24 protein-coding genes and 2 tRNA genes are annotated in these 22931 nt (G+C 46.7%); 8 read left to right on the top strand and 18 right to left on the bottom strand.

The window, feature by feature from the left end:
• Positions 1-5: 5 nt before the first annotated feature.
• Both AC6R0L_RS10115 and yejK read right to left on the bottom strand, forming a co-directional pair.
• The gene (locus AC6R0L_RS10115) at positions 6-1220 is read right to left on the bottom strand and encodes an Hpt domain-containing protein (protein ID WP_500629044.1); all 1215 of its coding nucleotides are present in this window, start codon (positions 1218-1220) and stop codon (positions 6-8) included.
• A gap of 177 nt (positions 1221-1397) precedes the next feature.
• On the bottom strand, positions 1398-2396 hold the full coding sequence (gene yejK / locus AC6R0L_RS10110; RefSeq protein WP_487901073.1) for a nucleoid-associated protein YejK: 999 nt from the start codon (positions 2394-2396) through the stop codon (positions 1398-1400).
• Between the two features lie 83 nt (positions 2397-2479).
• On the opposite strand from yejK, the gene AC6R0L_RS10105 reads away from it, so the two are divergent.
• The 3 genes from AC6R0L_RS10105 to AC6R0L_RS10095 all read left to right on the top strand — a co-directional run bounded on the left by AC6R0L_RS10105 (position 2480) and on the right by AC6R0L_RS10095 (position 4672).
• Positions 2480-2704, top strand: a complete 225-nt coding sequence (locus tag AC6R0L_RS10105; protein WP_334552646.1) for a YejL family protein — start codon at positions 2480-2482, stop codon at positions 2702-2704.
• A gap of 28 nt (positions 2705-2732) precedes the next feature.
• Positions 2733-4544, top strand: a complete 1812-nt coding sequence (locus AC6R0L_RS10100) for a DUF3413 domain-containing protein (protein WP_500629043.1) — start codon at positions 2733-2735, stop codon at positions 4542-4544.
• A 51-nt stretch (positions 4545-4595) separates the two neighbouring features.
• Positions 4596-4672: transfer RNA gene (locus AC6R0L_RS10095), tRNA-Pro, on the top strand.
• Positions 4673-4811: 139 nt separating this feature from the next.
• Here the strand turns inward: AC6R0L_RS10095 and AC6R0L_RS10090 are convergent.
• The 7 genes from AC6R0L_RS10090 to AC6R0L_RS10060 form a co-directional block, all read right to left on the bottom strand.
• The gene (locus AC6R0L_RS10090; RefSeq protein ID WP_500629042.1) at positions 4812-5015 is read right to left on the bottom strand and encodes a hypothetical protein; all 204 of its coding nucleotides are present in this window, start codon (positions 5013-5015) and stop codon (positions 4812-4814) included.
• Between the two features lie 10 nt (positions 5016-5025).
• Positions 5026-5556, bottom strand: coding sequence for a hypothetical protein (locus AC6R0L_RS10085; RefSeq protein WP_500629041.1), 531 nt, complete (start codon positions 5554-5556; stop codon positions 5026-5028).
• A complete protein-coding gene (locus AC6R0L_RS10080) occupies positions 5556-5792 on the bottom strand; it encodes a hypothetical protein (protein ID WP_500629040.1) in 237 nt (78 codons plus the stop codon). Before AC6R0L_RS10080 ends, AC6R0L_RS10085 begins: the two co-directional genes overlap by 1 nt.
• A gap of 56 nt (positions 5793-5848) precedes the next feature.
• The gene (locus AC6R0L_RS10075; RefSeq protein WP_500629039.1) at positions 5849-6844 is read right to left on the bottom strand and encodes a hypothetical protein; all 996 of its coding nucleotides are present in this window, start codon (positions 6842-6844) and stop codon (positions 5849-5851) included.
• Positions 6845-6861: 17 nt separating this feature from the next.
• Positions 6862-7401 carry a hypothetical protein gene (locus AC6R0L_RS10070; protein ID WP_500629038.1) on the bottom strand — a complete coding sequence of 180 codons (540 nt, stop codon included), beginning with the start codon at positions 7399-7401 and terminating at the stop codon, positions 6862-6864.
• Between the two features lie 771 nt (positions 7402-8172).
• Entirely contained in the window at positions 8173-8706 is a 534-nt protein-coding gene (locus AC6R0L_RS10065; protein WP_500629037.1) for a hypothetical protein, read from the bottom strand.
• Between the two features lie 2 nt (positions 8707-8708).
• Entirely contained in the window at positions 8709-9611 is a 903-nt protein-coding gene (locus tag AC6R0L_RS10060; protein ID WP_500629036.1) for a tyrosine-type recombinase/integrase, read from the bottom strand.
• 253 nt (positions 9612-9864) lie between these two features.
• On the opposite strand from AC6R0L_RS10060, the gene AC6R0L_RS10055 reads away from it, so the two are divergent.
• Positions 9865-10035 carry a hypothetical protein gene (locus AC6R0L_RS10055; RefSeq protein WP_500629035.1) on the top strand — a complete coding sequence of 57 codons (171 nt, stop codon included), beginning with the start codon at positions 9865-9867 and terminating at the stop codon, positions 10033-10035.
• A gap of 93 nt (positions 10036-10128) precedes the next feature.
• On the opposite strand, the gene AC6R0L_RS10050 is transcribed toward AC6R0L_RS10055, so the two are convergent.
• From AC6R0L_RS10050 to AC6R0L_RS10035, 4 genes are all read right to left on the bottom strand, one after another.
• Complete coding sequence (locus tag AC6R0L_RS10050) at positions 10129-10608, bottom strand: hypothetical protein (RefSeq protein ID WP_500629034.1); 480 nt, start codon at positions 10606-10608, stop codon at positions 10129-10131.
• 2 nt (positions 10609-10610) lie between these two features.
• Positions 10611-10820, bottom strand: a complete 210-nt coding sequence (locus AC6R0L_RS10045) for a helix-turn-helix transcriptional regulator (protein WP_500629033.1) — start codon at positions 10818-10820, stop codon at positions 10611-10613.
• Between the two features lie 74 nt (positions 10821-10894).
• Positions 10895-11533, bottom strand: coding sequence for a helix-turn-helix domain-containing protein (locus AC6R0L_RS10040; protein WP_500629032.1), 639 nt, complete (start codon positions 11531-11533; stop codon positions 10895-10897).
• Positions 11523-12695 carry a tyrosine-type recombinase/integrase gene (locus AC6R0L_RS10035; protein WP_500629031.1) on the bottom strand — a complete coding sequence of 391 codons (1173 nt, stop codon included), beginning with the start codon at positions 12693-12695 and terminating at the stop codon, positions 11523-11525. Before AC6R0L_RS10035 ends, AC6R0L_RS10040 begins: the two co-directional genes overlap by 11 nt.
• A gap of 312 nt (positions 12696-13007) precedes the next feature.
• Between AC6R0L_RS10035 and AC6R0L_RS10030 the strand changes: the two genes are divergently transcribed.
• Positions 13008-14009 carry a pectinesterase family protein gene (locus tag AC6R0L_RS10030; protein WP_500629030.1) on the top strand — a complete coding sequence of 334 codons (1002 nt, stop codon included), beginning with the start codon at positions 13008-13010 and terminating at the stop codon, positions 14007-14009.
• A gap of 22 nt (positions 14010-14031) precedes the next feature.
• Here the strand turns inward: AC6R0L_RS10030 and AC6R0L_RS10025 are convergent, their stop codons facing one another.
• The 5 genes from AC6R0L_RS10025 to AC6R0L_RS10005 all read right to left on the bottom strand — a co-directional run bounded on the left by AC6R0L_RS10025 (position 14032) and on the right by AC6R0L_RS10005 (position 20034).
• A complete protein-coding gene (locus AC6R0L_RS10025; protein WP_500629029.1) occupies positions 14032-15699 on the bottom strand; it encodes a pectate lyase in 1668 nt (555 codons plus the stop codon).
• Positions 15700-15794: 95 nt separating this feature from the next.
• On the bottom strand, positions 15795-17078 hold the full coding sequence (locus tag AC6R0L_RS10020; protein ID WP_500629028.1) for an ABC transporter substrate-binding protein: 1284 nt from the start codon (positions 17076-17078) through the stop codon (positions 15795-15797).
• A 17-nt stretch (positions 17079-17095) separates the two neighbouring features.
• Positions 17096-18232 carry an ABC transporter ATP-binding protein gene (locus AC6R0L_RS10015; RefSeq protein ID WP_500629027.1) on the bottom strand — a complete coding sequence of 379 codons (1137 nt, stop codon included), beginning with the start codon at positions 18230-18232 and terminating at the stop codon, positions 17096-17098.
• Between the two features lie 15 nt (positions 18233-18247).
• Complete coding sequence (locus AC6R0L_RS10010) at positions 18248-19147, bottom strand: carbohydrate ABC transporter permease (protein WP_334552655.1); 900 nt, start codon at positions 19145-19147, stop codon at positions 18248-18250.
• Between the two features lie 2 nt (positions 19148-19149).
• Complete coding sequence (locus tag AC6R0L_RS10005) at positions 19150-20034, bottom strand: carbohydrate ABC transporter permease (protein WP_334552657.1); 885 nt, start codon at positions 20032-20034, stop codon at positions 19150-19152.
• 626 nt (positions 20035-20660) lie between these two features.
• On the opposite strand from AC6R0L_RS10005, the gene AC6R0L_RS10000 reads away from it, so the two are divergent.
• The 3 genes from AC6R0L_RS10000 to AC6R0L_RS09990 all read left to right on the top strand — a co-directional run bounded on the left by AC6R0L_RS10000 (position 20661) and on the right by AC6R0L_RS09990 (position 22907).
• Positions 20661-21392, top strand: a complete 732-nt coding sequence (locus tag AC6R0L_RS10000; RefSeq protein WP_500629026.1) for an oligogalacturonate-specific porin KdgM family protein — start codon at positions 20661-20663, stop codon at positions 21390-21392.
• A gap of 75 nt (positions 21393-21467) precedes the next feature.
• A tRNA-Ser gene (locus AC6R0L_RS09995) sits at positions 21468-21558 on the top strand.
• Between the two features lie 92 nt (positions 21559-21650).
• Positions 21651-22907, top strand: a complete 1257-nt coding sequence (locus tag AC6R0L_RS09990; RefSeq protein WP_500629025.1) for a tyrosine-type recombinase/integrase — start codon at positions 21651-21653, stop codon at positions 22905-22907.
• Positions 22908-22931: the final 24 nt, after the last annotated feature.

Raw genomic sequence — 22931 nt, 5'->3', positions numbered from 1 at the left:
CTCAATTAAAGCTGATTCACTTTTAAGAACTGTTTCGCCTCGTCAATTGCCTGGCCAAGGACACGCTGTAGCTCGTTGAGCTCATCAGACAGGTCGGTTTGCGTCTCTTTGATCGCTTTTTCAACGCGAGCAGCCGCTTGTTTGAGAAGCGGCGCACCCAAGTTCCCCCCCACACCTTTTAAACTGTGCGCTTTGCGCAGTGCAGTCTCGGGGGATTCAACAATCAACCGTTCAATGGTACTGACGTCATCTTGATGATCTTCCACAAATACTTCCAGCAGCATGCATACTGACGCAGTATCACCATTGAGCGAGCTCAACATAGCTTGGGTATCGATAATCGGCTCTGGTTCCATAGGACTCTCTACTTCCTCGAGTTCATTGTCTTTTTTGTCAACCTCAACCCTGTTGTGATGATCAACCATCGGCTCATTTGACGCTAAACGTGAACGCGCCGCCGTTCGTGCGCTCATCACTAGTAAAACCAGCGCCGCGATGGCGAGAGCTGAACTGACTAATCCAAGCTGCACATGACGCTCCAAGCTTTGGTGGTACGCCTCGCCCAAGGAAGCAATTTGAATATTGACATCATGCCCGACCAGCCCTTCAACCAAGTGCAGACCTTTCGCGTACGTCCCCAACACCTGAGCCACCAACGCGAGTACACGCTGCAATTCTTGTTGCTGTGTGCCCTCTAGTTCCGTTGACCAAACATAAATACTGTCCATTTCACGCGATAGACGTGGGCTATCGTCATGCGTACCAAACACTTCCTCAAGCACCAACGCACTCAACCGATAGTAGGTTTGCGTCACCAGTGGCGAATCGGCCTGTTTACCCCTCGCTTGCTTGATGGTTTCAATCAGCTCTTGAATAAGGAGATCGTTGTCGAGGTAGGCTTTCGCTTGTGCAATGTATTTATCCAGCGAGAAAAGCAGTTGGCTAACATCAGGGGAGTACCAACTTTGCTCATAATTGGCTTCAATCTGCAATTGCAGCGCATAAATCAGTTGCAGATTCAGCTCTTGCTGATCCGTCGCTTCTGGCCGATACGCGGAGGAGAGGTGAAAGGTGCTACGCAGCTCTTCAACCGCGTTACGCAATTCGGTGATCCGCTGATGAGATTCGCCCAGCACTCGATAGTTGCTCACTAGAATTGCTGTTATCGCAATCCACAGTAAGACAACCATCCCACCTAGCCTGAGCCTGCTACTATCCATGTGTATGCCCTAAACAATATCCGTAAATACAATCATATACCGATTTTTTACATTCTGCTGAAGAAAGCGGCTTTGCACTCGCTCTTTCCTTTTGTCTGTGGCACAACGCAACAAAAAGCCCGCGACAATGCAGGCTCATAGATTGAGGTGAACTGAGCTCTGCTCTTTACCGGAGCATCATTTGCGATTGAGTTGCTCGCGCAAGTTCGGCGGTGTGCCTTTGATGGTCAGGGTATCGGTTTCCGGATCGTAGAAAATACGCTCGCCGAGCAGCAAACTGTCGAAGTTAATACTCAAGCCACCGCCAGCGCCGACGTACTTGGTTAGCTTACGAACTGCGGTTCTATCTCCTGGGAAACTCTCCTCGAGTTGGTAGCCTTGCTCTTGGGTGTAATCCAAAAAGCTTGTGCCATCATGCGAGGGGGACAACTCACCAGACAACTCTTTCACGTAGACTTCATCGCCGGCTTTAATTTGCTCGCTGCAGTAATCCGCTACTTGCTTTTTAAAACTCAGTACTTCGTCTTTTTCTAACTTGGAATCAGCACAGAAATCATCCACGGCCTGCATCAACACTTGGTTTTGCTGCTTGCTGTCGAGCCCGACCTCTGCCTGCAAGAAGTCCAAGAAGAAGTCTGCCACTTTGCGCCCTACTCGCCCTTTGATGTAGGCAAGATAGCGGTTGGACTCTTTATCGGTCTCATAAGCGGTCAAATCGATACGCGCGGCAATGTCCATTTTGCCCAGATCGAGATAGTCGGTGGCGCTAATGTCCAGCCCTTCGGTGACCTTTAAGCTCTGATTAGACGGAATGATGGCGACAAACAAGTAATCGGTCGCGAGCGATTGATACTGCGCAATCACCAAGATGCCTTCATCAGCAAAAGGGTATTTCGCTAACTCGTCTTTTAAGCGCTTGGCGCTAACTTGTGAGAAGTCGTAAAAATCGCGCTCCCCTTTTCGCAGTTCATGCAACCAGTGCTGAAATTCGCTGTCTGATTTGAAGCAGCCAAAGCCTTTTCCCGCTTTAGAATGAAACACGCGATGCAGCTCTGCGACGAGGTTTTCTGTCGACGCATCATTGGCAAGAGAAGCACTGCGGTAATTGACGATGAGCTCGTCGGAATCATTTTTCTGAAGTTGATGTAAGATTACGTGAGAGAGGTGCAAACTCATGTGATTTTTATCGCTGGGTAGGTTTCAGTTGCATCGCATTGTAGGGTATCATAAGCCGCTTTACTATCATCATTAGAGTCTTTATGCCGATTACATCTAAATACAGCGACGAGAAAGTAGAACAGATCTTAACTGAAGTGGCTGCTATCCTAGACAAACATGCCGCGGGTCCAGAACTGGCGCTTATGATCGCAGGAAATATCGCAACCAATGTCTTAAATCAGGATGTTGCGCCTTCACAACGCAAAGCAATTGCTGAAAAATTTGCTCAGGCGTTGATTTCTTCTATCGAAGAAAAAAGCCATTAAAAAATAAACGGATAATAGATAAAGATACATGGTAGATAACGGAAATACATATGGTGAGCGCGTATCGCGTCTCGTCGGCTGGGGTCACTGGTTTGCGTTTTTCAACATCATCGCTGCGATGTTGATTGGTACCCGTTATATCACTCAATCACCATGGCCTGAGACTTTGCTCGGTCAATTTTATCTGGCCGTATCATGGGTCGGGCACTTTGGCTTCCTCGTATTTGCCCTGTATCTCCTTGTTCTCTTTCCGCTGACGTTTGTCCTTCCGTCACGCAAACTGTTCCGCCTGGTGGCGGTCTGTTTTGCAACGGTGGGACTCACCGTATTGCTGATTGACACTCAAGCGTACCAGACCATCAATTTGCATTTAACGCCCGTGGTGTGGGAAGTGCTGTTCAACGATGACAGCTCCTCTGCCCTCAGTGCCGATTTGCAGCATTTATTTGTGGTGTTACCGCTCATCTTTTTGCTCCAATTGGCGTTATCTGAATGGGTGTGGCGCAAGCAGCGTAAACTCTCTCATAAGCACGTCGGCCGCCCAATTTCGGCGCTGTTCTTTATCAGCTTCATCACTAGCCACTTAATTTATGTGTGGGCGGATGCCTATTTCTACAATCCAATCACCTCTCAACGCGCGAACTTCCCGCTCTCCTACCCGATGACCGCTAAATCCTTTATGGAGAAACACGGCTTGTTGGACCGAGAGCAATATCTCAAACGCCTAGAGAACAACCAAACCAGCAACCAACTAGTCAGCTACCCGCTTGAGCCACTGGAGTTCAATCGCCGCGCCAACCAGTTGAACGTATTGGTGGTGAGCGTCAACAACCTCAGAGCCGATGCTTTGAATGAGCAGTTGATGCCAGCGACGGCGAAATTTGCCGCGCAAAACCTAAACTTTACCAATCACTACAGCTCAAGTAATGACACCTTTGGTGTGTTTGGTCTGTTTTATGGTCTGCCGAGTAGCTACGCCAGCAGCATTAAAGCGCAAGGTTCCAAGCCGATTGTGATTGATACGTTGGTCGACAAAGAGTACCAATTTGGCCTATTCAGTAGTGATAACTTCGATGATGCGTTGTACGGCGAAACCGTTTTCCGCGGTATGAACTTCCACGGCGTTGCGTTCGATTCCGATCACTCTGCCGAAGAGCAAACCATTAACGCATGGGCAACTTGGGTACAAGAGCAGAAAAAGTCACCTTGGTTTAGCTACGTTGAGCTCACCCCTGTCGAAAACTTCAGTGCTTACAGCAGTGACAGTAACGACAAACAAACCTCGACGGAAAAGCTCATCGCCGGCTACCACAAATCCGTTCAGCACGCCGACAAACAAGTCGCGCTGCTGATTGACGCGCTCGATACCTTAGGTCTCGAGGAAGACACCATTGTGGTGATCACCTCAAACCACGGCGCAGAGTTCAATGAAACCCAGACCAACAGTTGGGGCGCGAACAGTAATTACAGCCGATACCAACTTCAGGTGCCTATGGTGATCCATTGGCCAGGTAAGGTCGCGGCCACCTTTACTCACCGCACCAGCCACCTCGACTTCTCGGTGACGCTGCTGCAAGACATGTTAGGAGTATCGTCAAACCCAAGTGACTTTAGCAGTGGTCGCAATTTGTTTGATGAGCGTTCTCGCAAATGGATTTTAGCCGGTGATTCGCGTGAGTTAGCCCTGATTACCAACAAAAACACCACGGTGATCGACAAATTCGGCAACTACAAATTGTACGATGCGAACTACCAGCGATTACAAGACGACAACCCTACACTGCCGGTGTTAATGCAAGGTTTAACCGAATTGCAGAGATTTTATACAAAGAGCAACTAAATCATAATGTTATAATTGACGCTTACGTTGAATATGGTAAATTAAGCGAATCGGACTGTAGCGCAGCTTGGTAGCGCACTGTCATGGGGTGTCAGGGGTCGCTGGTTCAAATCCAGTCAGTCCGACCAGACAAATCAAAGGGTTAGCATTTGCTAGCCCTTTGTCTTTTCTACTCAATGACTATTTTGATGACTAAATTAGCCCTCTTAAGCATATAATCACCAACCAAGTAAGCATCAAAGAGTAGGCGATCACTTCCAGCATTCGCTAACCGTAAACCTCAGCAATAAATGCGTCTCTAGTTTCTACGTAGTCAGCAATTAGATGCTTGTGTTCCTTTGGCAGTTGAGCAATACAAGAGATCGCACCAAAGCGGCTCAGCCAAGCTCTAGGTGACATTTCTAAGCTTGCGGCAATAGCTCTAGCCAGTAAATCCAAATCCATCATTTGACAGTCTGTTAGCGTTCGCATTGCTTACCCCTTATTGTCGAGTTAGTTTGCGCATCATTGGCATTAGATATTCATTCATATATCTATCTTCCATTGCGCGGATCGCTGCGTGTTTTTTCTTGAATGTTTTCCAGTGGATACCCTTTGGCTTTAGCCAGTAGGTCGAATCTTCAAGAAGGTTGTCACAGTCTATCTTGTGTACTGGGTGATCACCCCATAAGGCACGGCGCTCTTTTCTTATTCGCCGCATTAGCCGCTCTTCTTCTGATTGGGTATTGCTTAAGTTGTAAAGCTTTAGGCACTTGCTACAGGCTAGCGCCTTGCGATAGATATAAAGCCGCTCTTTGAGTTCATCACAATGCGCACATAACAAGTAAAACCTAACGCCATAACCAACCTTTTTAGGTTCAAGATAGTAATGCCCTTTCAAGCCCTCTACCGTGTAATGCGCTCGCTTGTTTTCCTTTCTCTTTGCCTCAGCTAGTAGCGGCTGATTGAGAAAGTCACGTACCGAAATTGACGGATAGTGCTCTTTGTAGCGGCGTTTGCGTTGGGCTGCCATTACGCCGCCTTAAACAACTCTAAAGCGCTGCTAATGTCTGAAAATTCACGGTTAGAAGATTGTGCCAATACGCACTGTTCGGTGAGTAGGTAGTATGATTTGCTTAGAGTGTGGTGTGGCGGTTCAAACTTCGGGGCGACTTCTATAACCTCTTGAGCTAAATAAAAGCCTTTGTGTGACCTAATCACTCTAAAGCTACGCCCTGACACCGTTTTAACTTCAATTTTGATATTCATATCGCATACCTAAAAAAAAGCCCCGTGACGCTTCTCAGCGTGTTGGGGCTGCATTCTTACACTAGGGATTTGATAAACGCGATTGAAATATTTTCGCGCTCAAAGCGGCGTGTCCAGTTATCAGCATCAGCAAGCTCTGCCAATGTCGGGCTTTGTCCAGCCACTGCCGTATCACTCCAGTCATAACCCAATGGGTGAATAATTGGAGACACGCGAGACCAAACAACCTCAGAACCGCCACCATTACAGCTAGCCGCAGAACGCTCAATTTCTAGCGCATTCATTGGTGTACCCATAGCACCAGCTAGAGCGCCAGCACCAAGCATTACACTTGTGTAGATGGGGTTTTGTGGGTCTGTGTTGTCTACGTCAACGGTCGAATCAACTAGCAGCGCCATACCACCATAAACGGGGATGGTCATATCTAGCTCTTCAATGCGGCGGTACTCTAGCGAGATCTCGCTGTTTCCCTTGGCTGATTTGGCAATTGAACCAAAAATATTAGGGTGAACCACCAACATTTTCATTTGATCTAGGTTCTCGGACAACGTCACTGCACCATCAACAATCATGTCATAAGAGAAAGACTTAGTTTCATCTCCTACAACCATGTCACCGCCGTGATTTGACACAGAATCAGCCTCTAAGCCTTTAAGTGTCGCAACCGTACGTGCGTTAAATACTCGCGTCCAATAGTCGCCAGCGCGTGACTGAATCATATCTGATGCGTTCACACCTGACAGCTCATTCGCTAGGTCAATAGACGACCAGCCATTGTTCAGGTTAGCAATGCGTGTTTTCATTTCCACAGCACTAACTGAGTTAGGCGTAGCAGTATCACCAATCACATCATTTGATAGATTTGGGTCAGTGTCTGCTAGGTCTTTCCATGCTGGGATCGTTACAGCAATGCCGCCTTGGTTGGCTTTAGCTTGGATTAGTGAGCTAGTCACTACAGCGCCGCTTTGATATAAAGCTGAACGCTTGACCGATTTTTCTTGAATGTAGCCAGTGAACTGCTCTGGCTGGATTAGATTGCTTAATGTACTCATAGTATTAGCCTTTAGATTTACTTGCCGATCCCGAATTGAGATCCGACTTTCATTTGAGTATCTGCTTTCGCATTACCAAGGCTTCGGTAATTCGTCTGCGTAGCACCGCCCCCGCTTGAGTGCTCAGCTAGGCAAAAATTAGCATTAGTTTTTTGTAGGTAATCAATTAGATCGCTCTCGTTGATTTCCTCTCCGTCATAGCCAACCAGCGAGACAAGCGGCTTGCCGTCCACTACTTGAGCCTTAACGTGTTCCTGAATCTTGAGTGATAATAATTGCTCTGCGCCCTCTACTGGGTTCAACTTGTTAAGCAATGACGACACCGTAGACTGAGAAACAAACGTTTCAAATTCACTTAGTAGCCCGTCATTACTTTTTTGAAGCTGATCTAGTTGGACACCTAACTCTTGTTTAGCACTGCTCGCCGCTCGCTTTTCAGCAAGTAATACATCTCTGTTTTGCTCTAGCTTGGCGATTGACTCAGTGAGTTGCTCCACCGTTAGAGCTTCCGCTTTAGGCTGCTCAACATCGGCTGGATGATTGATTTGGTCTGTCATGTGGAACCTCTGACGATAGATAAAAGATAAGGTGAGATCGGGGAGCCTCCACTGGAAGGTGAGACCAGTTTCTCCCCGACCTCGATGCGCATTAGCAAAAACGCATGGCTATTATACCAACTATTGATAGGTTTTGACTATTAATAATGCGAAAAACCATTAAAAAACTTATCAAACCTTAGTGTAGATAGGTAGCTTAGAAAACGAGAAGATGTCGTTTAGTGATGTGGGCGGTCAATGTTTTTTACCGCCACGCCCAAAACGGTCAAGGGCTATGGGAAAATTTCAAAGTGAGGTTTTGATAAGTACAAAATTCTTGTACGTAGTGATGGTGGAGAACTTCCACCAATGGTGGATGCTTCAGATTTGAATCACTGGCAGTGAAGATAGGCTCAACTTTGAGCGCACTAAGCCAATGGCTGGGTTATGCCGATGCGTAACTGGGTTGCTACGCATGGCAGATTCCACTGTCGAAGGTAGGACTCCCCTCAATTTTTGGGTGTCGCCAAGGTGCAACTTGATTGCTACACCTATTTGTATGGCTTCTCCCATGCTTTAGCTAGCGAATCTAGCCAATATCGCCATAATATCTCCCATAACGGATTGACCGACCATTCCAAATACTACTGTTGTTAACACAATCACTCTTAGATAAAGCACTCACATATTCCCTATACATGGTTATATATTAAGTAGTGCAGTTTCTGCACCAAACCTAGTTTCCATTGTTCACGAACTAAATCACGCGCAATCCCTTGCTGTGATTGGGTTTTACCCGTTTGCAGCCTTTTGGGTATAGTGCAGTTTTTGCACCTTGTTTTTGCTCTGATTTTTTGAGTTAAGTGCAGTTTCTGCACCAAACCTAGGGGGGTATAGTGCAGTTTTTGCACCGTGTGATTTTTTAGCTTCAATAGGTCGCCAGTCAGTTCTAAGCGGCTTTGGTGATGCCTTGACTGTAACATTGCCCTGCCCTCTGTACTCATCCACACCAACCCAAGTGAACGCAAATAGCGTTGGTGGCTTGCCGCCTTTTCGCTGCGTTGTGCCTACTCCAGTTATTTCTATGAGTCCATTATCTTGTAGCGACTTGAGCGCACCTCTTAGGGTGTTGTTACTACCAAAGTGATCTTGCATTGCGTCCCATGTAGCTGTGAGATTCCCGTTGTTATGCCCGTTGTATTGACGCAACATTAGGGTTAATAACTTCACCGCATTCCCTGACAGCGCCGCATAGCTCGCAGAATCCACCACATAGTGCGGAATGCCTACAAACTTGGTTTTGCCTCGCTTATTCTCTCTCGCCATATTTAGCCCTCGAGAAGTTGCGATAATTGGCAATCAGCATTTTGTATAGACTGCTGATCTAAACCTATATACGCCATTGTCACTGCTGGGTTAGAGTGACCAATCCATTTAGAAACTAAAGCGATGTCTTTAGACGCTCTATATAACGCTGTAGCGGCTGATTTACGTAAGGTATGGCAACCTAGCCTCAGTGATTGAAATGACTCTCTGGCGGCTTTAGATAGACTCTCTCGCCACTCCTCAAGCTTGTTCTGTAACTTCTGCATGATTCGGTAGACTGACTGCCTAGTCACTGGCTTATCATCGCTTGAGCGGTTGCTGTTTAGCGTGAGGGTTGAAAAGACCAATTCAGACCTAACGCCATATTTCTCATGACGTAACTTAAGAATATCCATAGCGGTTTTGTTGCCGCTAATGTCAATGATTCGCGCCTTGTGTTTTGCTGAACCTGACTTGATGATCTCTTGTTGTACTTGAGCGCGGTTTTGCTCGTAGTATTCGTTTAACCAGTGACCAGCCTTGTCATCCGCTCCCATAATTGCTGCAAACTCTAAAGCCATCTCTAGGCTACTAGCGGCTAATACAACGGTTTTTAGGTCATCATTGCCCGTTTCTACCGCTATTGCTCTAAGGTACTGCTTAAGCTTTGGTAGAGCGCTTGTTTGTAGCTTCTTGTTGGTTGCTTTGGTTAGTTTGGCTTTGCTCTGTTTTGACTCATGGATAGTTATCAAACCTTTCTCTAAATCAACGCTGCACCATGTCATCTCACGCACATCAATAGAACGCAAACCAGTTGCCAACTGAACCTCAAACAAGTGATGCCAAAATTCGCCCTCTTGTTTTGCCAATTTACGGAAATGATTTAGAGACTTGTTATCTGCGATTGGAGTTCTTGCTAATGTCATGACTTAACCCTCCACTTTTTGCAGCATGCTGATTAGCTGGCGGTGAGTTAGTAGATGCGCGACTGATCGCAGTTGTGATAAAGTTAGCTTATTCATGGTCAAACCCTTATTTTGACTGTGATAGCGCCTCGATTGGTTTGCAGACCTTTCGGGGCGTGTTTGTATTTGATACACTACCGTATATACGGTTAAGAAAACAATACAACGGTATATACCGCTTGTCAACACGGTATATACGGAACATAGGAATTTTATGCAAAAAAAATTGGATATCCCTAACCAGTCACCAGTGACCACAATGCGCATGAAACCAGAAGAAAAGGAGCGCTTCATCAAGGCTGCTAACGCTGACGGATTTAAATCGCTTGGTACTTGGCTTAAACACTTGGCTAGAGATCGCGCTGATAAATTAGAGATTGAATAGTCACGCATCTGTGTATATCCTTTTTAGCATGGCTGGCGGCTTTAGTTTGCAGACCGAACCGCCAACCATAATCTTGAGAAAGGGCTTTAGTGATTACTTGCTAGAGTCCTTTTTTATTTCCGATGGAACGTCATTGGCAGATTCCGCGCCATATGTCGCCAGCAAATCACACCTAGCCTTAACCCAGTCCACCTTTCGCCATTTAATAGCGTTGAGTAATTGCTTATCAAGGTTTCGGGTTCTCATAGCCCACACGCGATCAGTTACACGCTTCTTCATGCTTTCACGGTCGTTTAAAAACTCGTTAATCTGCTCAACCGTCATCATGTGATATGAGTAATTCCCATGCGCTCGTTTGGTCGTAATTTCTACCCCGTGTTTGATTTTTAAAGTTGATATAACCGCATCTTCTTTGTCTATTTCAATGTCAGCGTAGCCTCTACCTGGTGGGCTAGTTGTCATCTCATTTAGCAAATAGATTAAGGTCTGACGATGAATCGCATCCATTTCAGATGTTAGTTCGCGAAACGCATCAGGAAATTCCTTCTGCATTGACTCGAGTGTAATAGGCATAGTTAAGCCTCCTCATGGTTGTTAGAAGATTGGTTTTGACACTTACGTGAATTCAGCCAGTCGCAAAGGTCTTGTCTGTAAAAACCTACACGTCTAGCTGATAGTTGGATTTTTGCTGGAAAGTCGCCTGAATTAACTAAGCGTTGAAGTGTTGGAATTGAAAAGCCGCAAAATGTTGCTGCTTCTTTTCTAGATAAGATTTGGTTCTGCATTCTACTGCCCTCTTGCTATGAAGTGGGTTCAGTTTAGTGCAGGTAGAATCATTATATAATTGAGGAAAAACTATTTATTCTTTTCCCCCATCTAAAAATACATTCCTAACAATTTCCTCCTTTAAATTCTCTTTCCAATTATTCCCTATATAAGCTTTCATTCGATCTCGAAGGGTTTTCCTATCAATGCCTAGCCGTCTAGCCGCTTCTGATACATTGGAATCACTATCCAAGTAAGTCCTGACTGTTCTACTGCTTTCTTCTGGTGGTAGTGGGGGTCTGTGATTTGGTATCCTGTTCTTCTCTGCTATAGCAGAAAATGGGACATCTGAACTAAGCGCACGATCAAGAAGCTCAAAAACAACTAAGTCATCCTTTTTCTGGAGCCCTAGATATCGGATCATTTCATGCTCTTTTTCCAATGGGTCATCAATATTAGCAACGTCCAACTGTCGCTTCATCGAGACTGCATCAGCTTTCATTTGGGCTGTTTCTTTTTCCAACCAAGATGATTTTTCATCATAAAGCTGTTTATTTTCTTCACTTAATTTCATCACCAGCTCAGAACTTGAAACCAACTCCTGAAGCAGTATATATATAGCCACTGCCCCCAAGGCACTACTTTGTTTTACTTCATCAGAAACGTCAGCACTAGCAAGTTCAATCAATTTATCTTGTGCATCGCTTATGATCTTCATAGCCTCACTGTTCATATACTTGCTCCTCTAGATACTTAGACCACCGCTCTAAAGCATCTCTCTGCATCTCGAATAATTCGCTTTGTTGCTTACCTTGAACATAAACCCTAAGCATTTCAGGCAAACTGTGATTAACCAATAACTCAACAATATGAGGCATTACACCAATTGCATTCATTCCACTTATTGCCGTCCTTCTTAAATCGTGTGGCGTCCAGCGCTCAATACCAAAATCATCCTGCTTTCTGGCAATGGCTCGAGTGATTACCTTTTCACTCATTGGCTTATCGCCTTTCGGTGACGGCATTACATACCGACTGCCATTAGAGCACTCTTTCAATTCTTTGAATAACTCAATAACTTGATTCGATAACGGTATCAGGTGATCTTTGCCATTCTTAGTGTTTGGCATTAACCAAGTGCCTTTCTCAAGGTCTAAGTGTCGCCACTCTGATAGGGTAATTTCGTTTCTACGCTGTCCAGTGAGTAACAGAATCTTAGTGGCTAGAACCACTTGAACCGACAAGCCAAGATTAGGCAACTTCTGCCAAACTGTTGCTATCTCATCGCCCGACAAATAACGCTCTCTAGGCTTTGGAGCGTGGTACTCTGACTTTTTAAGACTGGCGGTCGGGTCATCTTGCAAATAGCCCCTACGGACTCCCCAAGCGCATATTTGACGCAATAAGCCTAGTATCTTTCTGGCGTGTGGTTTACTACCTCTCGCCATGATTGGATCAAGGCATTGGTTAACGTGGCGCACCTTCATGATGCTTAGTTTGATATGACCAATTGACGGGTTTATATCGGCTTTAATTTCTCTCTGGGGAATGTCTAGGCGCGTTCTATTGTGTCGGGCGTATTTATCTAGCCACTCTCTGCATAAATCCGCTACAGTGCTGACAGTTTCTTGGTTACGCTCCAGCTTTGGATCGATACCTTCAACAATTAGCTGTCTAGTGTCTGCATGTGCGTCCTCTGCCTTTCTCAGTGGCATTTCTGGGAATCGCCCGTAATCAATACGGTGCTGCTTTCCCTCAAATGTATATTTGCCCTGCCAAGTAAGAACGCCCTTAGCAGACTCACGCAATGCCAAACCCATCTCATGAGAGTGCATCGTCTGTTTGCCTGTAGGGTTCTTGAGGATTCTCTCTAAATCTCGCTTGCCTAACGCCATGACTAATCCAATGACTAAAAAATATGACTAGCTATGATTTTACGTGATTCGTTATGATTCAATCAAAGCCCAATAAAAACGCCACTTTAGGCGTTATATTGATTATACTTGATTGCTCATGATTCATACAGAACTAATTGAATATAGTCATGGGGTGTCAGGGGTCGCTGGTTCAAATCCAGTCAGTCCGACCATTTATCCCTAAAGGGCTCATCTTCGGATGAGCCCTTTCTCGTTTATACGGCGACGCATCACAGAACCTCAGTATCAAAATCCATAAAATAAACCAATGGTTCATTTTATGGATTTGCTATGACTCAATACCATGCCATCGTCGATAGCGCAGGTGGCGCTGATTTTACCTCTATTCAAGCGGCGATCGAGGCTGCCCCCGCGAATGATGCTCCGTACCGGATTTTTATTCGCAAAGGTCACTATCCAGAGCGGCTGACGATTGCACGCGCCAAGGTGTCGCTAGTCGGTGAATGCGCACGTGAAACCGTCATCGACTGTAAGATCGCCAATCAAATGGTACTGGAAGATGGCTCTATAGGTGGCACCTACGGTAGCCGCGTCGTCATCGTCGATAACCAGCACTGCACATTGGCTCATCTCACGATTCGCAACTCGTTCGACTTTATTGCCAACCAAGCGAAAAATGATAGTGATCCCAGTAAACTCACGCACACCCAATCCGTCGCCCTATTGGTTGGCCAGCACGCTGACTATTTCATTGGCCACGATCTGATACTCGATAGTTATCACGACACCCTGTACGTGAGCGCAGGACGCAGCTACTTCTCAACATGTCATATTCTAGGCAGTATTGATTTTATCTTTGGTGGCGGCAGCGCTTTATTTGAACAGTGCCAAATCACTTGCCGTGCCAGAAGTGACAGGCCCAAGGACGCGCTATGGGGTTACATCGCTGCGCCGAGCACACCTCATTGTGTTCCCTTGGGTTTGGTCTTCTACCGCTGCGTTATCGATGCCGAAGCTGACGTCCCCAAAGGCAGCTATGCACTCGGTCGCCCTTGGCACCCCACCACCCACTTCTCTGATGGCCATTACGCCGATCCGAACGCCATTGGGCATTGTGCCTACTTAGCGTGTGAACTTGGCGAACATGTCAGCGATTGGACATCCATGAGTGGCCGCGGCCGAGACGGCAAGCGAGTGTGGTTTACCCCAGAGCAAAGTCGATTTGAATTGGTAGGTAATCGAGGAGAAGGCGCTCACGCACTGCCCCAGCAACAGCGTGAGATTGACGAGCACAGCGAACTTGGCTGGAAACCGCAGCAGCCCTTCAGCTAGCGAAGGGCTGCAAGATTGACGGTTATTGCGCCGTCATCGCCATCTCATTGTGACGCTCACCATAGATGACGTCTCGGTCATAGACGACGCGCACCTGTTCACCCATTTGACGATCGCCATGCAAGTAGCCACCACTTGAAACCAAAGTGGGCAGTTCATCGTAAATCCCCTGATTCGCCGCTTCAAGACAAAGCAGCGCATAGGGAATCGGGTCGTCAAAACGGGCGTACTTGACCGCTTTATTGGCAACAAACAAGCCACTTTCGCTGTGCCAGTGCTGCTCAATCAGTTGAGTTGCCGCGCTGTCTGCTAACGTCAACCAACGATGATCGCCGTCGATGTGGTGCATCTCTATCAGCGCCAATAGCAAGTAGCTCGAACAGAGTGACGTCTCGCTGGCTACCTCCATCAAGGCCCCCGTTGAGGACTCAAAACGGGCGAGTTCAAAGCGCGTCAGCATGCGTTTTAATAGGCGTTCAACACGCTCATTTTGGCTGGCTCGATAAGCGCGCGTCAGCGTCAATAAGTACGCAGGGTCGGCATCACGACGCGCTAATGTGGTGCCTTTGTCACCATAATAGCCATCTCGCACAAACTGATAGCCCGTTAAGTCGGTCCCATCAGCCCAGCACGGCTTCATTTGATTGGTTTCCTCATCCCAAGCGTGAGTAAAGTAGCCCTCGATGCCATCAATGATCCAGCCAAGCCACTCTTTGTCTTCACACACTTCAGGGCAAGCTAACAGAGCCAGCGGATTATCCACCACCAGCGCCCAGCAATCACGAAACAAAGCATTGGCTTCAAGCGCAATAGGGCCAAACTCAGGTCCAAATTGACGCCGCGCGCGATCACCAAACCAAGAGTAGGTCAAACGATCATCCTCAGGCACAGGCTCACGCTGCAAGGGTGAAGAGAATTGATAGACCGGCATGCGGGTCTTTGGATGACGGGCGAGCACAAATTGTCGATAGAGGTGCTTAGCCCAAGTCAGCGCCGCTTGGTCGTGCGTGTAGCGATAGGTGTGACATGCGGCGTATATCAGATCGGTTGAGGCATTCACAAACGTTAGTCCAACCGTTTCCGGTAATGTAGGCCATGCGCTCGCATCAACGGCGTCTTTGGGCGTATGGCGGGAGAATATCGATTCCGGTTGCAGTCGACCATATTCGCCATGTCGAGTGAGATCGCACTTGTCCCAATCCATCACGTGTGACGCCCAAAAGCCACTCAAATAGCGCTCAGTCACCGCCGGCTCGGTCTGATACATCAAGTCGTAAAATGGGAAGTGGTTTTTAAGTTCGTGGACACACTCTTTGCTTGCCGGGCCTTCAATGGCACCACTGGCCCAATCGACAAATCGATGCCCCCCCCAATGCAGTAATCCACTGGGTTTGTCGTGGTAACGGGTCAAGATACTTTCGCTCAGTTCGCTGGCGTGCGTAAAGTAGTGATTATCACCGGTGAGCATACTGTAGCCGATGTATCCGCGCATCAGATTTTGTTGGCTGGCAAAGTTGCTCATCGGGACTTGGCGCCCGTCGGGGTAGGTCCACATCACAGGCTGTAAGGTAGTGACATCCAGGCCGTCGGCCATCAGGCCCGTCTGGGGGTGCTTCCCTAGCTCTACACTACGGGCATAAAACAGATCAATATAGGGGCGAAAGGTGCGACGATTGGCAGTGTCCGTCATAGAGAATCCTTAATAGACAGGTCCTTATTAACCGAAAAAGTTGACCAAAAGAAAAAAGGCGCGAAGCCATCTGACTTCGCGCCCTACTCAAGCGATTACTTCGCCATGCGTTTCAAGATGCGGTCGCCGCGACGTAGGAAGTCTTTGGCAGCACCAGACACATCGGTTTGGCCGTAATCCAGTTTTTGCATCACTTCACTAAACAGCTCCATCAACTGAGCGTTGTCTGTGTACGTGGTTGGCAGCACTTCTTTTGGCAACGATTGAGCTTGCAAGTAACCTAGGTAAGACAAGCTTTCTTGGTCGATTTCGCCTTTGGCATCCAACGTTGTAAGACCAGCGGTGCTCAATGGAATACCACGAGCGAGACCTAGCGCCTCAACACCCACAGGATCGTTTAGCAAGAAGTCGACCAATTTCGCCGCTTCTTCTGGGTGCTTAGTGTTACGACCAATCGAGAACATCATCGAAGGACGCGCCAACAGACCTGAGTCAGTTGCACCCGGCGCCATTGGGTAAGGCGCTAGCTCCAGTGTCATTGAAGGATCAAGGTTGGCGGTGTATTTCGCGATAGCTGTATCCCACATGTATAGACCACCGAAGCGACCGTCAATCCAAGGGCGCATTTCATACAAGTTGCCTTTACCGTACGAAGCGAACTCTTTGGTTGATGGGAAGACGTGATTACTGACCTGATCCACATAAAGCTGGAAGAAGGCTTCCATCTCTTTTTGCTCGTAGTTGAGCATGTTAGTCTCAGCGCTGATGATGTCTTTACCCGTGGTTTGCAGCATGTAAGAGCGGTTCATCGCAAATACGTCGCGCGCTTCAATAACCAGTGGGTAGTGATCCGCACCAAGGTTTTTCTCAAACGCTTTACCCGCGGCCATCAACTCGTCCCAGTTATTTGGGTAATCCACCCCAGCTTGCTCCCACTTCTGCTTGTTGTAGTAGAACACGCGGGATGTCATACTGACTGGTAAGCCGTTGATTTTTCCGTTAACTGTGGTCATGTCCATCGCCGTTTTCGGGAAGTTCGCAATGTGCAGCGCATCCGCCTTTTGGCTCATGTCGTAGAAACCACCGCCATCACGAGAGAAGATAGGCAGCCAGTTCCAGTTGGTTTGCATCACATCAGGTTCAGTGTTACCCGCGATCTGTGTGGTCAAGCGAGACAAGTGACCATCCCAACCTGTGTATTCTGCTTTGACCTTGATGTCTGGGTATTTTTGTTGGAACTTCTCAATCGCTTCCAACGTCGCTTGGTGGCGTGAGTTACCGCCCCACCAAGACATACGTAGTTCAACGTCAGCAAAAGACGGTGCAGAGGTGGCGGCAATCGCCGACGCGATAAGAGTAGTCAGTACCTTTTTGTTCATGGATGTTTCTCCAATTATTATCGTAATAAAGAAATGTTCTGTTCAGTTTCTTTGTTAAAGATGTGCGCTTTTTGCATATCAACAACGAATTTGACGTTGCTGCGCGTTTCCATGCCCAGCTTGTCTTTCACATCGTCAATCGGCACACGAGCGGTAAATTCCTGATTATTCACTCTAAAGTACACAAACACCTCATGGCCCATGTTCTCCATACGCACCACATCGCCTGTGATCGTCGGTAGAGCATCATCTTCAGCCATCTGCAAGGTAATACTGTCTGGGCGAATACCGAGCACCGCTTTCTCACATTTGTGTGAGCGAATTTGCTCCGCTTTCGCTTGTGGTAGTTTCAAACGCTGGTCGCCGATCGCCACGTACAAGCCATCTTCTTCATCGTGCAGTTGAACATCACGTAAGTTCATTTCCGGTGCACCGATAAAGCCAGCCACAAACATATTGACGGGGTTGTTGTAGAGCTCATCCGGTGTATCAACTTGCATGATCTCACCTAGCTTCATCACACAGATGCGATCGCCCATGGTCATTGCTTCGGTTTGGTCGTGCGTCACGTAAACCGCCGTCGCAGAGCTGCCCTCTTTCTTAAGGTGGCGGTGCAGATCCGAGATGCGCACACGCATTGACGCGCGAAGCTTGGCATCTAGGTTTGACAGTGGCTCGTCAAACAAGAATACGTCTGGCTTTTTCACGATAGCGCGGCCTACTGCCACACGCTGTGCTTGGCCCCCTGACAACTGACGCGGCAAGCGCTCGAGCAACTCTTCAATCTCCAAGATTTTGGCTGCTTCATTAACGCGCGCTTCGATTTCATCTTTCGGCAGCTTTTGCAACTTAAGACCAAAACCCAAGTTCTCTTTCACTGTCATGTGTGGGTAAAGGGCGTAGTTTTGGAACACCATCGCAATGCCGCGATCTTTGGGTGCCAAGTTGTTCACCACTTTGCCGCCAATGGTCACTTCACCACCGGTGATGTTTTCCAAGCCCGCCAACATACGTAGTGTGGTTGATTTCGCGCAGCCTGATGGCCCAACGATGACGAGGAACTCACCGTCTTTGATGGTCAAGTCGACACCGTGTACCGCCTTAAAACCGTTTGAATATACTTTCTCTAGCTTTTTAAATTTCACTTCAGCCATTGTTCTTACTCCAAATTAACCTTTAATACCGCTACTGGTGACGCCTTCAACAAAGTATTTTTGAGACATGAAGAACACCACGATGGATGGGATGATGGCGATAGAAGCCATTGCTAGAATTTCGTTCCACTTCGCCCCTTCAGTGACGTCAATTGACATCTTCAGAGCCAGTGCAATCGGGTATTTTTCGACACTTGAGACATAAATCAGTGGACCCAAGAAATCGTTAACCGACCACATGAACTGGAACAGCGCTACCGAGATAATCGCAGGACGAATCACCGGTACGACAACATGCCAAAGTACCTGAAGTGAATTACAGCCATCGATCATCGCCGCCTCTTCCATATCTGTTGGTACGCCGCGAAGGAACTGAACCAACATGAAAACGAAGAAGCCTTGCGTTGCAAATGCCAAAGGCAAGTACAGGGGTAAGTAGCTATCGAGCAGCCCCATCTCACGGAACATTACGTATTGAGGAATAAGCAGAACCGATTGAGGGAGTAACACGGTCGCAATCAATGTCGCAAACCAGAACTTCTTCCACGGGATGTCAAATCGAGCGAAGCCGTAGGCCACGATGGTCGAAGAGACAACCGTAAAGAATACTTTTGGTAGCACATAATAGAACGTGTTTAAGATGTAGTGACCGAAGGTAAATTCAGTCCCTGTTTTCCAGCCATTGATAAACCCTTCCAGACTCCATTCAGAGGGGATAAGGCTCATCGACGAGAAAATTTCATGGTTGGGCTTCATGGCTGCCGTGAACATCCACAGCAGTGGGTAGAGCATCAAAAAGCCCACACCAATCAACACAACATAGCGAATAAAGGCATTGATTTTTTCGCGGCGAATCGTGCGTGCATTCTCTGCACCATTGTCAACCGCTTGATTTTCAACCGTAATAACTGACATGATTATTTCCCTCCCTTATCGCCAGAGTAGAAGACCCAGTACTTCGATGAACGGAACGTAATGCCCGTAAAGATGGCCACAACAACAAACAATGACCAAGCCAAAGCACTGCCGTAACCCATGTCAAAGAACTTGAACGCGGTTTCGTAGATGTAGAGAGAGATTAAATAAGTGGACTTCATTGGTCCGCCACCGGTAATCACGTACGGAGCGGTAAACTCTTGGAACGCCTGAGTGGTTTGCATAATGAAGTTAAAGAAGATAACCGGCGTGATCAGTGGCACCGTCACTTTCAAGAACATTTGCCATTTGCTCGCACCATCAATCAACGCCGCCTCGTATTGAGACTGAGGCACGTTTTGTAGTGCCGCGAGGAAGATAACCATCGCAGAACCAAACTGCCAAGCACGTAGCAACGTGATGGAGAAGAGCGCAAATGCCGGTTCACCTAACCAGCTGATAGGTTCCACACCAAAGAAGCCAAGCGCACCATTGAGCACACCGTCTATAGCGAACAATGCGCGCCACAGTACGGCAATAGCGATACTTGAACCTAGAATGGAAGGGATGTAGTACGCGGTTCTGAAAAAGCCAATTCCTTTGAGTTTAAAATTCAGGATAAAAGCTATGAACAACGCGAACGCCAGTTTGACTGGGATGGTCAAGAAAACGTACAAGAATGTAACGCTCATTGACTTCCAGAACACATCATCTTCAGTGAGCATGTACCGATAGTTCTCAATCCCAACGAATTCAGGCGAATTCATGAGATCGTAATCGGTGAAGCTCATCAAAAATGATGACACAAATGGAAAGGCGGTAAACACTATCAACCCGATGATATAGGGAGACAGGTACGCCAATCCAAGCTTACGATTTTCATACATTTTCTCGTCCTCTTTAGAGTTATATGCCAGCCGGTTAGACACTTCCCTTAGCAATACGCCTGCTGGCTTCACTATTCATTTAACGCAACTCTGTGAGGGATTTCACGTCGAAAAAATGTAATTGTGATCTTAAATAACATTTTTAATGATATACACACAAAAAATGTGAAACGCAGTTCTATTTTCATTTTTTAAAACGATCGAACTGTAAATTTTTACAAAAAACGGCACCTATCCGGCAATCTCACACATCAGGACAAATAACCAAAAAGATACTAACCAAAACACCAAAACAGAGATAAGAGCCACATAAAATAGAAAAAGCGGCTTATTAATTCAAAAAAATCATCAGAAACTGATTTGGCAAGGATAAAATTGATTCAAATCAAATAAATGAAATCACACAAGGAAAAGGATACATCGGGATGGTGAATGATTTTATTTTTAGAGCATCAAAATAAATAACAAAAGCAAAACATCGAATAATTTACAAAATTTAAACGTTATTCCCATTAAAATAAAACATCGTTTCATCGATCACGATTTGAGTATTTTAATGTTCATTTTATTAAGAAAGATCACTACATTAGCCGCCATCAAAACTACAGCTACAAAGGCGTTTCTAGATGAAGAAGATCCTAACCACCGCCATCCTACTTGGCCTAACCGCAACAGCAGTGAATGCAACGACACTGAACCTACGTCATGAGTACATTGCTTCTGAAGGCGATATGGACGCGAGACATCGTGACCGACTCGCCATTTCGCATGGATTCGACAACGGTATTGGCTTGAGCGCAGAAGTAAAATGGGGTTACGGCGATGACAGCTTCGACCTGTCTAAACTGAAAGACGTGGGCCATGAGACCAAAGTCAGTTACAACTACAAAGTCACCGATAGCTTTACGTTACAGCCTGCCTACGCCATTGACGCAAGCTCTTCTGCCGCAACACATAAATTCGATCTACGCGGTACACAAAAAATTACCAGTGATTGGAACGTGGCACTTCGCTACCGTTACGGTTACAAAAACAATGCTGCGAATAACGGCTCAAGCCACTACAACCAGTTGAACCTGACGTCTGGCTATAAAATGGGCGACTTTGGCTTTGGTATCGATATCGAAGGTAAGTTCGAACACTCTAGCTGTAAATGTAATGGCTATAAAGGGGATAAGAACTACCTAAACCTAGTCAACTTTACGGGTGAATACTCAGGCTTTGAACACGGCTGGCGCCCATTTGGTGAGATCGGTATGGTCGCACAAAGCACTGATTGGGGTGTTAATGATGCAACCAAATCAGAAAAAGACTCTTACGAGCCTCGTTTCCGTGTTGGTGTGAAATACTCGTTCTAACCGCTCACAAATAAAGCAAACAGTTTTTATAGGGGTTTACAAGCCTAACCAACCCCTATACTATGCGCCCCACACGGAGAGATGGCTGAGTGGTTGAAAGCACCGGTCTTGAAAACCGGCATACGTTAATAGCGTATCTAGGGTTCAAATCCCTATCTCTCCGCCACTATTTATCTTAAAAAGCCTTTGATTTTCAAAGGCTTTTTTCGTTTCTGGCGCAGACTTCCTCAGCTAAGAGGATTGACTGAGTCAATGTATATGTTCAAATCTGCATCTGGTGTCTACTACACACGCCTCTGTTTGCCGAAGTCTTTAAAAGATAATGGCTTTCCATTTGATATTAAGATTTCTCTGTATACCAAAGATCGCGCTGTGGCGGTTGATCGTGGTATTGACATGCTCGCCGAGCTGCGCCCTGTGATCCGCAGTACTTGCCCTAACTCTAGCCTTGATGCCTTCCATAAGAATGTAGGGCAAGTGATCGCTTCCCAACGTGAACAGCTCAATATTGATGCGCCCAACCTTGTTAAAGCTCGCCCCATCGTAGCCAAGGTGTCCAAAGTCGTTGCTCAGCCAATGCGAGAAAAAATCTCTGACCTACTCAACACTTTTCTTGATAGTAAGCGTCTGGAGCAGCTGCATGATCTCACGGTGCATCAACTCAAGCAGCGCAATCAGCACTTTATTGATACGGTGTCCGTGACATACATTGATGAAGTGACCCCTTCCATTGCCATGCAGTATCGAGACGCGCTGCTGAATCAAGGAAGAAGCAACAAGACCAACAAGTTTTACATGGCATCGGTGAAGCAGTTTCTAGGGTGGTGTCATGCAATGGAGCATTTGAGTACTCAGCCCTTTGCTAATGTCAAACTCAGAAAGCCCACAGGCACTAAAGCAGACGTCTCTCGCCCACGCTGGAGCCGAGAAGAGTTAAAGCAGTGCTTTACTCGCACTACGATGAACCACTCTAATGAGAGCTTGATATGGGCGTTGTTGCTGATGGCGTATCATGGCTGCCGCCCTTCGGAGGTTTGCCAGTTAAAAGTGAGCGATATTTGCTTTAAGTCGAACACCTTTGCCGTGTCTGATGAGAATGAAGGGCAGCATGTGAAAAATGATAACGCTCGTCGCACCTTGCCGCTTCATACTCATTTTACGAAGGGTAAGTTTGTCGATTTTGTTCAACGTAGAGAGAAAGCGCGTCAACAGAATCTATTTGATTACCCCAAGAAGAACGCACGTAACTGCGCCAAGCCCTTAACAGTTGAATTTGGCAAGCTGTTGACCGAAAAGGGATTTAAAACGGGTAAACGCCCTACCGCTTATAGTTTTCGTCATACCTTTGTCGATGAGCTGAAAAAGATAGAGGTTGCGGAGCATGTTGTCGCTCAGCTCGTGGGGCACTCACATCATGCCCTAACTTACGGTCACTATGGAAAGACGCTCAATGTCGAATCATTGCGCAGTTATGTTGACGGAATTGAGTTTCCAGAGCTAGAGCATTTCTTTTAAATGAGTTGAATTAGTGGTTGTATA

The sequence above is a fragment of the Vibrio sp. R15-SG3-ISO1A genome (genome assembly GCF_059833955.1).
The sequence above is the reverse complement of the archived record's forward strand: the minus strand, read 5'-3'. Positions and strand labels throughout refer to the sequence as shown.

Bases quoted from the DNA above. Each gene is read 5' to 3' on its own strand.
- AC6R0L_RS09990 (WP_500629025.1), top strand. From the start codon at position 21,651: ATGTTCAAATCTGCATCTGGTGTCTACTACACACGCCTCTGTTTGCCG.
- AC6R0L_RS10100 (WP_500629043.1), top strand. From the start codon at position 2,733: ATGGTAGATAACGGAAATACATATGGTGAGCGCGTATCGCGTCTCGTC.
- AC6R0L_RS10000 (WP_500629026.1), top strand. From the start codon at position 20,661: ATGAAGAAGATCCTAACCACCGCCATCCTACTTGGCCTAACCGCAACA.
- AC6R0L_RS10055 (WP_500629035.1), top strand. From the start codon at position 9,865: ATGCAAAAAAAATTGGATATCCCTAACCAGTCACCAGTGACCACAATG.
- AC6R0L_RS10030 (WP_500629030.1), top strand. From the start codon at position 13,008: ATGACTCAATACCATGCCATCGTCGATAGCGCAGGTGGCGCTGATTTT.
- AC6R0L_RS10045 (WP_500629033.1), bottom strand. From the start codon at position 10,820: ATGCAGAACCAAATCTTATCTAGAAAAGAAGCAGCAACATTTTGCGGC.
- AC6R0L_RS10015 (WP_500629027.1), bottom strand. From the start codon at position 18,232: ATGGCTGAAGTGAAATTTAAAAAGCTAGAGAAAGTATATTCAAACGGT.
- AC6R0L_RS10020 (WP_500629028.1), bottom strand. From the start codon at position 17,078: ATGAACAAAAAGGTACTGACTACTCTTATCGCGTCGGCGATTGCCGCC.
- AC6R0L_RS10075 (WP_500629039.1), bottom strand. From the start codon at position 6,844: ATGAGTACATTAAGCAATCTAATCCAGCCAGAGCAGTTCACTGGCTAC.
- yejK (WP_487901073.1), bottom strand. From the start codon at position 2,396: ATGAGTTTGCACCTCTCTCACGTAATCTTACATCAACTTCAGAAAAAT.
- AC6R0L_RS10070 (WP_500629038.1), bottom strand. From the start codon at position 7,401: ATGACAGACCAAATCAATCATCCAGCCGATGTTGAGCAGCCTAAAGCG.
- AC6R0L_RS10050 (WP_500629034.1), bottom strand. From the start codon at position 10,608: ATGCCTATTACACTCGAGTCAATGCAGAAGGAATTTCCTGATGCGTTT.
- AC6R0L_RS10090 (WP_500629042.1), bottom strand. From the start codon at position 5,015: ATGCGAACGCTAACAGACTGTCAAATGATGGATTTGGATTTACTGGCT.
- AC6R0L_RS10065 (WP_500629037.1), bottom strand. From the start codon at position 8,706: ATGGCGAGAGAGAATAAGCGAGGCAAAACCAAGTTTGTAGGCATTCCG.
- AC6R0L_RS10025 (WP_500629029.1), bottom strand. From the start codon at position 15,699: ATGACGGACACTGCCAATCGTCGCACCTTTCGCCCCTATATTGATCTG.
- AC6R0L_RS10080 (WP_500629040.1), bottom strand. From the start codon at position 5,792: ATGAATATCAAAATTGAAGTTAAAACGGTGTCAGGGCGTAGCTTTAGA.
- AC6R0L_RS10060 (WP_500629036.1), bottom strand. From the start codon at position 9,611: ATGACATTAGCAAGAACTCCAATCGCAGATAACAAGTCTCTAAATCAT.
- AC6R0L_RS10085 (WP_500629041.1), bottom strand. From the start codon at position 5,556: ATGGCAGCCCAACGCAAACGCCGCTACAAAGAGCACTATCCGTCAATT.
- AC6R0L_RS10105 (WP_334552646.1), top strand. From the start codon at position 2,480: ATGCCGATTACATCTAAATACAGCGACGAGAAAGTAGAACAGATCTTA.
- AC6R0L_RS10010 (WP_334552655.1), bottom strand. From the start codon at position 19,147: ATGTCAGTTATTACGGTTGAAAATCAAGCGGTTGACAATGGTGCAGAG.
- AC6R0L_RS10005 (WP_334552657.1), bottom strand. From the start codon at position 20,034: ATGTATGAAAATCGTAAGCTTGGATTGGCGTACCTGTCTCCCTATATC.
- AC6R0L_RS10035 (WP_500629031.1), bottom strand. From the start codon at position 12,695: ATGGCGTTAGGCAAGCGAGATTTAGAGAGAATCCTCAAGAACCCTACA.
- AC6R0L_RS10040 (WP_500629032.1), bottom strand. From the start codon at position 11,533: ATGAACAGTGAGGCTATGAAGATCATAAGCGATGCACAAGATAAATTG.
- AC6R0L_RS10115 (WP_500629044.1), bottom strand. From the start codon at position 1,220: ATGGATAGTAGCAGGCTCAGGCTAGGTGGGATGGTTGTCTTACTGTGG.